Below are 12874 nucleotides of genomic sequence, written 5' to 3'. Positions count from 1 at the left end.
TTGATAAAGTTTGTTTACAAAATTATGTTGTAAGTAAATATTTGTACTTAGTGTTAAGCAAGTTGATTGAAGTGGAGGGCGAGGACTCCTGCGGGAACAGCACGACGCTCGAGACTACAGGCTCGAGCCGTGCCCGCGGAAAGCATTCGCCCGCAACGGAAATCAACGGTATATCAAGATGACATTTGTACACTTTAACTACGGAGGAAAATATATGATGGAATTAGCAGATGTGCGCAATGCACTCGAAAATACAGCTACAAAACTAGCGGACTTCAGGGGGTCTCTTTGACTTAGAAAACAAAGAGGCACGTATTCAGGAATTAGACGAAATGATGCTTGAACCAAACTTTTGGAATGACCAAAACGGCGCACAGGCAATCATTAACGAAAGCAATGGCATTAAAGCAGTTGTCAACGAATTCAAAGACTTAGTTGATACACAAGAAAACCTGGAAATGACGCTTGAGCTTTTACGCGAAGAACCAGATGCAGAATTACAGGAAGAGCTAGGCACAGAACTAGCCGAATTCCAATCGAAAATGGCAGACTTTGAACTACAAATGCTTTTATCAGAACCATACGATAAAAACAACGCCATTTTAGAACTGCACCCAGGAGCGGGTGGAACAGAATCACAAGACTGGGGTTCAATGCTATTACGTATGTACACACGCTGGGCAGAAAAGCGCGGCTTTAAAGTAACTACAATTGACTATTTACCAGGTGATGAAGCAGGTATTAAATCGGTAACACTACAAATTACCGGACACAATGCGTACGGTTATTTAAAGGCGGAAAAAGGGGTACACCGTTTAGTACGTATTTCTCCGTTTGATTCATCTGGTCGTCGTCACACATCGTTCGTATCATGTGACATCATGCCAGAATTTAATGATGAAATTGAGATTGATATCCGTACAGAAGATTTAAAAGTCGATACGTACCGTGCGACAGGTGCAGGTGGACAGCATATTAATACGACGGACTCTGCTGTTCGTATTACACATCTTCCATCAGGTGTTGTTGTTCAATGTCAATCCGAGCGTTCACAAATTAAAAACCGTGATGCTGCGATGAAAATGTTAAAGTCTAAGTTGTATCAATTAGAAATTGAAAAGCAGCAGGCTCAGCTGGATGAAATTCGTGGTGAGCAAAAAGAAATCGGTTGGGGTTCACAAATTCGTTCATATGTTTTCCACCCATATTCAATGGTAAAAGATCACCGTACAAGTGCTGAAACAGGAAATGTCAGTGCTGTAATGGACGGAGATTTAGATTTATTCATTACTGCATATTTACGTTCGAAAATCTCATATTAATATGTCCCTCTCTGACAAACAGTAGAAGCCATATTATATTACGTAGAAAGGCTGTGCTAAAAGTCAAATTGACTTTTAACACAGCCTTTTCATTATAATGAAAATTTAAGCTAGGTAATTATTTTCCACTTGTCAAAAATAAAAAAATATGTGAAAATAAATACGAACAAACGTTCTTATAATGGAGGTTTTCTTATGGTGCAAATTCCTTCTAAAACGATTCCGTACTACGAAGCAGGAATTTATTTGCCGTTGTTATTAATAATTCTTGAGAAGGATTATTCAATTGTAGAACAAAGCCCGTTTAAATTTAAAAATCCATATTTACATTTAATCAATGCTGTACGTACCAAGGTAAAATATGACTTAAAAGAAACGAAGGACTATTTTAAACTTCATCAGATGCGTCTAGTAAGAGGCGAAACGGATGATATGTTTACCGAGTATCATTTTTATTTTAATGGAGTCATGGAGTGTAGGAGATATTCGAATATTCGCCTTCGTAATCATAGCGAGATGCTTCTTGCGGAATATTTTGCAAAAAGCTGATGGTTACAGCGTGGCATGGCGATGTAGAATAAGGTGTTTATAGAACATGGCAGCACGTACGTATTGTTGGTTAAACGATTTCATATGGATAGCGAACTCAACCTCTGTTCCGTCTATAAAAGTTACGCGTGTTTTATCACCCGCATCACTAATATTAATGACAGGGTTTAGTGCTATCCAAATATTATGAGGGGATTGCGGTGAAAAGAGCGGAAACAATACACAAGGCTCCCCAAAATCGTATGCCACCATAACCGGCAGTTTATGTTTATTCTCCCCAAAAAACTTCCTTGCCTGATATTTGCTCGCTTCATAGGAACTGCCGTGCAACCTGCATGTGTTGCGAACGAGCTTTAAAGGCTTATAAGGTGCGGTTACTTTTCCGTATTTGTCCAATATTATCGTATGGATTTTATCCCGATACTGATAGGAACTTAAACAAAAAGTTGAATTAGAAATAATATAATTTGAATTTTGTGGTATATTACTAGTCATATTAGATCCCCTTTCTTTAACATTCCCTACCAGCTTAAATTTCCACTATACAGTTAAAATAATACAATAAATGGGAAAAATCAACACCGTATTCTGAAAATTTGGTCATATGATAATTTTTCAGAATATATTGCAAATTAAATGTGTTTTACTTTATAATGGAAAAAAGAGGTCGAGGTGATATCGATGGATAAATATTATTCTTATACAGACTTTTTAAAAGCGGTAGGTCAGCAGTCCACTGAAAATCAAGCGGAGAAGTTATTGAATGAAATTTATTTAGATTTATTTATTAGTCGATTACAGCGTATGCAACGTATCGAACAACTAAAATTACTTATCGATACATCGCTAGATCAAAAGAACGAAAAGGCATTTGAATGCTACACAACAGAATTGAACGATTTATTGGCAATCACTGTTTCTTAACAAAGAAGTCACCTTATGATAGGTGGCTTTTTTGTGTGTTTAAAAAGTTTGCTTTAGAAACAGGATTTAATAATCTAATAAAATACAAAAATTTTCAAATAAATAGGATATTTTTTCTAATAAGTGTGGAAGACTTTCGAATAACCCTTTCCAAAGTGCAAATTATCCATCCTAATTCATTTTGGGAATATATGTTCGCAATTTTATCGTAAATTAAAAACGGGTATGTTAAAATAGAGAATAAGAAAAGCGACAGAAAGGACAAGCTGAATATGACAGAAACTTATAAAATACAGTCCGCCTACAAGCCTGCCGGTGACCAGCCGGAAGCGATTAAACAGCTTGTACAAGGCATTAAAGAAGGAAAACGCCATCAGACATTACTGGGGGCAACTGGTACAGGTAAAACCTTTACAATTTCTAATGTAATTAAAGAAGTGAATAAACCAACGCTCGTGATGGCACACAATAAAACACTTGCAGGTCAATTATATAGTGAGTTCAAGGAGTTTTTTCCGGACAATGCAGTTGAATATTTCGTAAGTTATTATGATTATTTCCAACCGGAAGCGTATGTACCGCAAACCGATACGTATATTGAAAAGGATTCAAGTATTAATGAAGAAATCGATAAGCTACGTCACTCGGCCACAACGGCCTTGTTTGAACGGGATGATGTTATTATCATTGCGTCGGTATCCTGTATATATGGTCTCGGTAATCCTGAAGAATATCGTGAAATGGTTGTATCCATTCGAACAGGGATGGAACTCGAGCGTAATCAGCTATTGCGCAAGCTAGTAGACATTCAATATGAACGAAATGATATTAACTTTACACGTGGTACGTTTCGAGTGCGTGGGGATGTTGTGGAAATTTTCCCGGCATCTAGAGACGAGCATTGTATTCGTGTTGAGTTTTTCGGTGATGAGGTTGATCGGATTCGGGAAGTCGATGCATTAACAGGTGAAATTTTGGGAGACCGTCAGCATGTTGCCATTTTCCCTGCATCCCACTTCGTTACCCGTGAAGAAAAGATGAAGGTCGCCATTGAAAATATTGAAAAGGAACTGGAGGAGCGTCTTGCAATATTACGCTCGGAAGACCGTTTACTAGAGGCGCAGCGTTTAGAGCAGCGTACAAATTATGATTTGGAAATGATGAAGGAAATGGGCTTCTGCTCAGGCATTGAAAACTATTCGCGCCATTTAACATTGCGTGAAGCAGGGGCTACACCATATACATTACTAGATTATTTCCCTAAGGACTTTTTGCTTGTTGTTGATGAAAGTCATGTTACTTTGCCGCAAGTACGTGGTATGTATAATGGAGACCAGGCTCGTAAAGGCGTATTAGTTGAGCATGGCTTCCGTTTGCCGTCTGCACTTGATAACCGTCCGTTAATGTTCGATGAGTTCCAGTCAAAAGTTAGCCAGGCAATTTATGTATCTGCAACACCAGGTCCATACGAGTTAGAGCATACACCGGAAATGGTGGAACAAATTATCCGTCCAACAGGGCTGCTTGATCCAACAATTGATGTACGTCCTATTGAAGGACAGATTGATGATTTAATCGATGAAATTCATGAACGTATCCGTCGTAATGAACGGACATTAATTACAACTTTAACTAAAAAAATGTCTGAAGATTTATCGAGTTATTTAAAAGAAATGGGCTTAAAAGTCGAATACTTGCACTCGGAAATCAAGACATTGGAACGAATCGAAATTATCCGTGAACTTCGTAAAGGGACCTATGATGTGCTGATCGGCATTAACTTATTACGGGAAGGTCTCGATATTCCGGAAGTTTCCCTTGTCGCAATTCTCGATGCGGACAAGGAAGGCTTCCTTCGTTCAGAGCGTTCATTAATTCAAACAATTGGACGGGCTGCACGTAACTCGAATGGTCATGTTATTTTATATGCCAATAATATGACGGATTCGATGACAAAGGCCATCAGTGAAACGAAGCGACGCCGTGAAATACAAAAGGCTTACAACGAAGAGCATGGTATTACACCAAAGACTATTATTAAAAAGATTCCTGAAATAATCCGGGCAACTCAAGCTGCGGAACAGGAAGAAACATACATTACAAAAGTGACAGGCGGCAAAAAGCTTACAAAAAAAGAGCTGGAGAAGCTTGTTGCAACTTTGCAAGTTGAAATGAAAGAAGCCGCAAAAGGATTAGACTTTGAACGTGCGGCAGAATTACGTGACATGATATTTGAATTAAAGTCAGAAGGGTGAACAATGTGAAAAATACAGAAATTGTCGTACAAGGTGCACGCGCGCATAATTTAAAAAATATTGATGTCACAATTCCCCGCGATAAAATTGTCGTAGTGACAGGTCTTTCAGGATCCGGGAAATCTTCTTTAGCATTCGATACAATTTATGCTGAAGGGCAACGTCGTTATGTGGAATCATTGTCTGCCTATGCACGACAATTTTTAGGGCAAATGGACAAGCCGGATGTCGATACGATTGAAGGGCTTTCCCCAGCCATTTCTATTGATCAGAAAACAACGAGCCGTAACCCGCGCTCTACTGTTGGGACGGTTACGGAAATTTATGATTATTTACGATTACTTTTTGCACGGATCGGTAAACCATATTGCCCGACACATGGTATAGAAATTACATCCCAGACAATCGAGCAAATGGTGGATCGTTTACTGGAATATCCAGAGCGTACTAAAATGCAGTTACTTGCCCCTGTTATTGAAGGAAAAAAAGGAACGCATGTAAAGCTGTTGGAAGATCTGAAAAAGCAAGGTTATGTCCGCATTCGATTAAATGGGGAACTTCGTGATTTAGATGACAATATTGAGCTCGATAAAAATAAAAAGCACACAATTGAAGTAGTAGTCGACCGTATTGTTCTAAAAGAGGGGATTGAATCACGATTAAGTGATTCCCTTGAAGCAGCTCTGAAAATTGCAGGTGGACGGGTATTGGTTGATGTAATGGAGCATGAGGAGCTGTTATTCAGTGAACATCATGCATGTCCTCTATGCGGCTTTTCAATTGGTGAACTTGAGCCGCGCATGTTCTCATTCAACAGCCCGTTCGGTGCATGCCCAACATGTGATGGGCTTGGCAGCAGAGCTAAGGCTGATCTAGATTTGGTTATTTATAATTGGGATTTAACATTGAATGAAAATGCGATTGCCCCATGGGAATCTGTTTCTTCGAATTATTATCCGCAGCTTTTGGCATCTGTATGCAAGCATTTTGATATTCCAATGGATGTACCGGTAAAGGATATTCCAAAGGAAAAAATGGATAAAATTTTATACGGTTCAGGCAAAGAGAAAATCCTTTTTGAATATACAAATGATTATGGCAGAATGCATAAAAAAAATATGGAGTTTGAAGGAGTAATCGGCAATATCGAGCGCCGTTTTACAGAATCCTCTTCAGACTATGTACGCGAATCGATGCAAAAATATATGACGGAGCAGCCTTGTGCTACATGTAAGGGGCATCGTCTGAAAAAAGAAACGCTGGCAGTAAAAATTAAAGATCAAAATATTTCTGAAGCGACGCGTCACTCGATTCAGGAGATGTATGATTTCTTTAGTTCGGTGGAGCTGACAGAAAAAGAACGTCAAATTGCAAAATTAATTATTCGTGAAGTAATTGAGCGATTGAAGTTCCTATTGGATGTAGGGTTAAACTATTTAACGCTTGCTCGTTCGGCAGGAACATTATCGGGTGGAGAAGCACAGCGTATTCGGTTGGCAACCCAGATTGGTTCGCGCTTGTCAGGGGTCCTCTACATTTTAGACGAGCCATCGATTGGGCTGCACCAGAGGGATAATGACAGATTGATTCATACACTGGAAAATATGCGTGATTTGGGCAATACATTAATTATTGTCGAACATGATGAAGATACGATGATGGCAGCGGATCATCTAATTGATATCGGACCAGGTGCTGGTGTACATGGTGGGCAAATTATTGCGCAAGGGACACCGAAGCAAGTGATGAAAAATAAAGAATCAATTACCGGACAGTATTTAAGTGGTAAGAAATTTATTCCATTGCCGCTTGAACGTCGTAAAGCAGATGACCGAAAAATTACGATTAAAGGCGCTTCGGAAAATAACTTGAAAAACGTCAATATCGATATCCCATTAGGTCAGTTTATTGCAGTTACCGGTGTTTCTGGCTCAGGCAAATCGACATTAGTAAATGAGATATTATATAAAGCACTCGCTTCAAAATTAAATCGTGCAAAAGTAAAGCCCGGCAAACACAAATCAATCGAAGGGTTGGAGCAGCTGGAGAAAGTCATTGATGTGGATCAGTCACCAATCGGACGTACACCACGATCAAACCCGGCAACCTACATTGGTGTATTTGATGATATTCGCGATGTATTTGCGATGACGAATGAAGCGAAAATCCGAGGCTATAAAAAAGGACGATTTTCTTTCAATGTAAAAGGCGGACGTTGTGAAGCTTGTCGCGGGGATGGCATTATTAAAATCGAGATGCACTTTTTACCGGATGTTTACGTACCATGTGAAATATGCCACGGAAAGCGCTACAATCGCGAAACGTTGGAAGTGAAATATAAAGATAAAAATATATCTGATATTTTGGAAATGACCGTTGAGGATGCGTTGGAATTTTTCGGGAACATACCGAAAATTCAACGGAAATTACAGACGATTGTCGATGTAGGGCTGGGGTATGTGAAGCTCGGCCAGCCTGCTACAACATTATCCGGCGGGGAAGCACAACGTGTGAAATTGGCTTCTGAATTGCATCGCCGTTCAAACGGAAAGTCATTTTATATTTTGGATGAGCCAACGACAGGGTTACATGCGGATGATATTTCACGTCTGCTAATCGTACTCCAACGTTTAGTTGAAAATGGAGAGTCAGTCCTTGTCATTGAACATAATTTAGATGTAATTAAGACCGCAGACTATATTATCGACCTAGGTCCTGAAGGTGGCGAAGGTGGAGGCACGATTTTAGCAACCGGCACACCAGAGGAAATTGCGGAAGTGAAGGAAAGCTATACGGGGCGCTATTTAAAGCCTATTTTAGAGCGTGACCGCGAGCGTATGTCCTCGAAAATTAGCGCAGCAAAAAGCAAATAGATTAAAAAACTGAGAGCGCAAACGAAACTTTTTCTCCTCCCTCCTCGTATAATAACTATATACGAAGCAGAGGGAGGAATTTTTATATGCAAGAAGAACGTAAACGTATTTTACAGCTAGTTGAAAACGGTACAATTTCAGCAGAAGAGGCGATTGTATTATTCGAAAAGCTTTCGTCACAAAAGGAATCCACTCCACAGCCAGTAGTTCCAACTTTTGAAAAGCAAAAGGAAGAACCACATAAGGCAGACCCAATTTTTGAAGAACAAAAACAGAAGCGTAAAACAACAGGGTTTGAAGATATTTTCGGCAAATCATTCAACGATAAAGAATTCACTAAAAAGATGGACGAGTTTATGGGAGATATTAAGCAGGACTTATCGCAATTCAGCACACGTATGACTGGAATGGTTGGTGCAGCTTTATCGAAATTTAAGGATCTTGATATTGAAACGCCTTTTGGTGAAAAAGTAGAATTTACTAAAACGTTTGCATATCCTATCTCCGATATTAAAAGCATTGAGTTAGAGGTCGCAAATGGTAAAGTCGATGTAGTAAGAGCAACAGACGAATTGGTGACAGTGAACATTTTTGGCAAAACGCCGCAAAAAGGTACACAGGAAGAAACAATTTCGCAAGTTACTGAAAACTTATCGACATTGACGAATGATAAATTGTTTATTCAATCTGCAAATAAATTTACACAGTTAAATGTGCAACTTGCTATTCCAGAAAAACATTACGATGTATTTATCGCCCGATTATTAACAGGTAGTATATCGATTGAACAGATGGATGCAAAATTAATTAAAGCCCGTACGTATAACGGTATCGTTCGACTTGAAAACGTAACTTTCGATCATGCAGAATTGCAAGCGAGCAATGGTACGGTAGAAGCACGTCATGTAAAAGGCGACGATTTAGAAGTGGAAACAGCAAATGGACGCATCTACATCGACGGAGAATTAAAGGAAGTAGAAGCAGAATCTGTAAATGGACATGTTGTCATTACAACTACAAGCTCAGAGGCACACAAAATTAAAGCCCGTGCTTTAGCAGGTTCAGTAGAAATCTATGTACCAAAAACGGTTGCACTTGAAGGACAAATTTTCACAAACTTCGGGAAAGCAGACGTTGGCTTGAACGATGTGAAGCTTTCTGAAGAAGAGGAGCAATTCCTTTCAAAATCGCTGCGCTTCACAAAAGAATTGGAAGGCGCGAAACTACTGAAATTAGTAGGTGAATCACGTACTGGTACGGTATTAGTACGCTATACACTGCAATAATATAGAAAATTGAAGGGAAGCTGGGACATAAGTAGAAATTTCTTTGTATAAGGAAAATACTCTTATAAAAAAATGAATATTATATGAATTGATTGGAGTGAAGGGGCGACTCCTGGGGGAATAGCACGACGCCTGAGACTACAGGCTCAGGCCGTGCCCCCGGAAAGCGTCCCCGTAACGGAAATCAATTCTGGCAGAAGCAGAAAAATATCTATTTTTTCTTTGAAAAAATAGATATTTTTCGTTTTGTCCCAGCCTTTTTGTCTGTTCAAAAAGAATAGACAGAGTAATTCTGATTTTTAACACCCTCAAAAAGTTAAGTCTCTCACCCTTATAAAAAGTTCCGCTAAAACACCCCTACTTCATTGGAACCCAAATTTCATCAATATATGTAAAGGAATTCCATTTTATTTGTCGAATTATTTAAATAATGGGAACCTTATATTATATTAATAAAATTTCGTAGTTTAACAAATATATTACGAAAACATAAAAAATGTTCATATCACACGGAGAAATAAAAATTATTTGATAATATGAAAGCTGCACTGTCGACATTATACTTTAAATGCTAATGGTAGCCTACATTGAAAAGAAAATGTAATAAATTTATAGATTGAAAGTGCTATAATAGATAAGACTATAATTTAATTAAGACAAAGACTTAGGTGGTTTCGTTAATGATTCAAATGAACAATGTAGTTAAAAAGTATCCTAATGGGGTCGTTGCGGCGAACGGGATTACAGTTCAAATAAAAAAAGGCGAGTTTGTTTATGTAGTAGGACCGAGTGGAGCAGGAAAATCGACATTTATAAAGTTGATGTACCGCGAGGAGAAGCCAACTTCAGGTGATGTATTAATTAACGGGATTAACTTAAGAACGTTAAAAGACAACCGTGTGCCTCATTTACGCCGTCAGCTCGGGGTGGTGTTTCAGGACTTTAAATTATTACCGCGCTTAACGGTATACGAAAATGTAGCGTTTGCTATGGAAGTAATCGAAGAGCAGCCGAAAGTGATCCGCAAACGAGTAATGGAAGTGCTTGAACTTGTTGGGTTAAAGCATAAAGTACGTATGCTACCAAATGAGCTCTCCGGTGGGGAGCAGCAACGGGTGGCGATTGCCCGTTCCATCGTAAATCGTCCGAAAGTAATGATTGCGGACGAGCCTACAGGGAATCTCGATCCGGAAACATCTTGGGAGATTATGAATATTTTTGAGGAAATTAATCGCCAAGGTACGACGATTGTAATGGCTACACATAACCGGGAAATTGTAAACACAGTGCGTAGACGCGTTATTGCAATTGAAGGCGGAATGATCGTCCGTGATGAGTACGGAGGTGATTACGGCTATGAAAACTAGAACAATTGCACGTCACTTCCGCGAAAGTTTCAAATCATTAGGGCGAAATAGTTGGATGACATTGGCTTCCATCAGTGCCGTAACAGTAACATTATTATTGGTAGGCGTATTTGCAGCCATTATGATGAATTTAAACAAAGTGGCATCAGATTTAGAAAATGATGTTGAAATTCGTGTATTAATAGAAATTATTCCCGATGAGGCAGAAGCTAAACTTGCTGAAGAACAGTTAGTTGACGAAATTCACAATCTACCAGATGTTGAAGAAGTTACATATTCTTCGAAGGAAGAAGAGTTAAGTAAGTTAATTAAAGACTTTGGTGATGAATTAAGTTTATTTGAACAAAACAATCCATTATATAATGTGCTATACGTAAAAGCAGTCGATCCATTAAAAACTGCTGAAGTAGCAAAGAAGATTGAAAGCTTTGAAAGCACATATGAAGTGAAATATGGTGAAGGTAAAGTAGAAAAACTATTTAACTTCTTAGAAATTGCACGTAATGTAGGTCTTGTGTTAATCTTAGGTTTGCTGTTTACAGCGATGTTCCTAATTTCCAATACGATTCGCATTACGATTACTGCACGTAGAGATGAAATAGAAATTATGAAACTTGTAGGGGCTACAAATTCTTTTGTTCGCATTCCATTTGTGCTAGAGGGAATGTGGCTAGGAATCATTGGATCTATCATTCCTATAACAGCCGTTACGATTGCTTATTACAATATTTATGAATTACTTGCACCAAGATTAAAAGGCGAGTTATTCCAATTATTAGAGGTTGCACCACTTATGCTGCAGGTGAATGGACTAATTTTATTCATCGGCATGTTCATCGGTATATGGGGCAGCTTTATGTCAGTGCGTAAGTTTTTAAAAGTGTAATATAACATAAATTGCATCATGCTCTTTGAAAGTTCAACAAAAGAGAGACAAAACGAGCGACTACTATTCATGCATTTAGGGGGAAACAGGTTTTGAAGAAGCTAACAACGCGTTCATTTAAAATCATTGCTGTACTACTAGCGCTTATTTTATTTATTCAAATGCCGGCAGCTTATGCAGCATCATTAAGTGAACTAAAAAAAGAGCGCAGCCAACTTGAAGCTGAGAAAAAGATGCTCAACAAATCACTCGAACAAAAAACAAATGAAATTCAAACAAATCAAAATCGTCAGCAGAAAATTATTTCTCAATTAGAGCAAATTGGGGCAAAGATTAATGCAAAGAATCAAGAAATTGAAGTTGTCGAATTGGATATCGAAATTGCAAATGAAGAAATTTCGATATTGGAAGATGAAATAAAAGAATTACAAGATAAAATTAAGAAGCGTGACGAACTATTGCGTGAGCGTGCCCGTGCAATTCAATCAAGTGGTACGGTAAGTTATTTAGATGTACTCCTAGGTGCTAATAGTTTTGTAGATTTTATTGACCGTTTCTCTGCTGTAAGTACGCTTATGGATGCTGACCGTCAAATTATGCGTGAGCAAAAGGAAGACCAGGAAAAACTGGAAGTCCAAAAAGTAGAGCTACTAAAGAAAAAAGAGAGTTTAGAAGCGAATAAGGCAAAACTGCAAAAACTAATGGCGTCATTAAAGGAACAAAAGAGAGAAAAAAATCAATTAGTAGCTGAACTTGAAAAAGAAGAAGCAAAATTACGTGCTCAAAAAACGTCGTTAAAAGAAGAATACGATGATAAAGTAGAGTTAAGTAAAGAAGTAGAAGAGAAATTCCTTAAAGAACAGGCTCGATTAGCTGAAATTGCACGACAAAAAGCTTTAGAAGCTAAAAGAAATAAAAAGAAAAATAACAGTAATGTTTCAAGTTCTGGAAATTTACCAACTGTTGCAGCTGGTACTTGGACAAGACCAGCAGCTGGGCGATTTACTTCAGGCTTCGGCTCACGTGATATCGGCCCAATCGGAAGTAAAAATCACTTAGGAATCGATATTGCAAATTCAATCGGTACACCGGTTGTTGCAGCAGCTGATGGTGTTGTTTCTTATGCAGGAACAATGAATGGCTATGGGAATGTAGTGATGGTAACCCACTCAATCGAAGGCCAAATTTTCACGACAACATATGCCCATTTAAGCGGCTTTAATTCAAGTGTTGGAGATGTTGTTTCAAAGGGGCAGCAAATTGCCCGATTAGGTAATACCGGAAACTCAACAGGACCGCATTTACATTTTGAAATTCATGTTGGCGAATGGAATGGCAGCCGTTCAAATGCAGTTAATCCATTACGATATATATCATTATAAATATGAAAGGCAAAACTTTATTTGTTAAAG

General features: G+C 38.5%; 10 protein-coding genes. 9 read left to right on the top strand and 1 reads right to left on the bottom strand.

All coding sequences use genetic code 11. The features are described from left to right. The first annotated feature begins 217 nt into the window (after positions 1–217). Positions 218–1322, top strand: a protein-coding gene (prfB, locus tag H9635_RS02985) for a peptide chain release factor 2 (protein ID WP_191698753.1) whose coding sequence is annotated in 2 segments (ribosomal slippage) — positions 218–289 and positions 291–1322 — 1104 coding nt in all. Because the reading frame shifts where the segments join, the coding sequence is not laid out codon by codon here. A gap of 195 nt (positions 1323–1517) precedes the next feature. Continuing rightward, positions 1518–1871 (top strand): hypothetical protein, encoded by a 354-nt coding sequence (locus H9635_RS02980; RefSeq protein WP_191698650.1) that lies wholly within the window; start codon positions 1518–1520, stop codon positions 1869–1871. Between the two features lie 3 nt (positions 1872–1874). Here H9635_RS02980 and H9635_RS02975 read toward each other — a convergent pair whose 3' ends face one another. Continuing rightward, positions 1875–2366 carry a competence protein ComK gene (locus H9635_RS02975; RefSeq protein WP_191698649.1) on the bottom strand — a complete coding sequence of 164 codons (492 nt, stop codon included), beginning with the start codon at positions 2364–2366 and terminating at the stop codon, positions 1875–1877. Positions 2367–2552: 186 nt separating this feature from the next. On the opposite strand from H9635_RS02975, the gene H9635_RS02970 reads away from it, so the two are divergent. From H9635_RS02970 to H9635_RS02940, 7 genes are all read left to right on the top strand, one after another. Then, positions 2553–2795 (top strand): IDEAL domain-containing protein, encoded by a 243-nt coding sequence (locus tag H9635_RS02970; protein WP_191698648.1) that lies wholly within the window; start codon positions 2553–2555, stop codon positions 2793–2795. A 272-nt stretch (positions 2796–3067) separates the two neighbouring features. Continuing rightward, a complete protein-coding gene (gene uvrB / locus H9635_RS02965; protein ID WP_191698647.1) occupies positions 3068–5050 on the top strand; it encodes an excinuclease ABC subunit UvrB in 1983 nt (660 codons plus the stop codon). Positions 5051–5055: 5 nt separating this feature from the next. Next, positions 5056–7923: an excinuclease ABC subunit UvrA gene (gene uvrA, locus H9635_RS02960; RefSeq protein ID WP_191698646.1), complete on the top strand. Its 2868-nt coding sequence runs from the start codon at positions 5056–5058 to the stop codon at positions 7921–7923. 86 nt (positions 7924–8009) lie between these two features. Continuing rightward, complete coding sequence (locus H9635_RS02955; protein ID WP_191698645.1) at positions 8010–9209, top strand: DUF4097 family beta strand repeat-containing protein; 1200 nt, start codon at positions 8010–8012, stop codon at positions 9207–9209. Positions 9210–9889: 680 nt separating this feature from the next. Then, on the top strand, positions 9890–10576 hold the full coding sequence (ftsE, locus tag H9635_RS02950) for a cell division ATP-binding protein FtsE (RefSeq protein WP_191698644.1): 687 nt from the start codon (positions 9890–9892) through the stop codon (positions 10574–10576). Then, complete coding sequence (ftsX, locus tag H9635_RS02945) at positions 10566–11462, top strand: permease-like cell division protein FtsX (RefSeq protein ID WP_191698643.1); 897 nt, start codon at positions 10566–10568, stop codon at positions 11460–11462. Before ftsE ends, ftsX begins: the two co-directional genes overlap by 11 nt. Before the next feature lie 92 nt (positions 11463–11554). Beyond that, positions 11555–12844 carry a murein hydrolase activator EnvC family protein gene (locus tag H9635_RS02940; RefSeq protein ID WP_191698642.1) on the top strand — a complete coding sequence of 430 codons (1290 nt, stop codon included), beginning with the start codon at positions 11555–11557 and terminating at the stop codon, positions 12842–12844. Positions 12845–12874 lie beyond the last annotated feature (30 nt).

It is taken from the genome of Solibacillus faecavium (assembly GCF_014836905.1).
In the GTDB taxonomy this organism is placed as follows: domain Bacteria; phylum Bacillota; class Bacilli; order Bacillales_A; family Planococcaceae; genus Solibacillus; species Solibacillus faecavium.
Note: the sequence above shows the minus strand (reverse complement) of the source record. Positions and strands in the feature narration are given on the sequence as shown.

Bases quoted from the DNA above. Each gene is read 5' to 3' on its own strand.
- uvrB (WP_191698647.1), top strand. From the start codon at position 3,068: ATGACAGAAACTTATAAAATACAGTCCGCCTACAAGCCTGCCGGTGAC.
- H9635_RS02955 (WP_191698645.1), top strand. From the start codon at position 8,010: ATGCAAGAAGAACGTAAACGTATTTTACAGCTAGTTGAAAACGGTACA.
- H9635_RS02970 (WP_191698648.1), top strand. From the start codon at position 2,553: ATGGATAAATATTATTCTTATACAGACTTTTTAAAAGCGGTAGGTCAG.
- ftsX (WP_191698643.1), top strand. From the start codon at position 10,566: ATGAAAACTAGAACAATTGCACGTCACTTCCGCGAAAGTTTCAAATCA.
- H9635_RS02980 (WP_191698650.1), top strand. From the start codon at position 1,518: ATGGTGCAAATTCCTTCTAAAACGATTCCGTACTACGAAGCAGGAATT.
- H9635_RS02975 (WP_191698649.1), bottom strand. From the start codon at position 2,366: ATGACTAGTAATATACCACAAAATTCAAATTATATTATTTCTAATTCA.
- ftsE (WP_191698644.1), top strand. From the start codon at position 9,890: ATGATTCAAATGAACAATGTAGTTAAAAAGTATCCTAATGGGGTCGTT.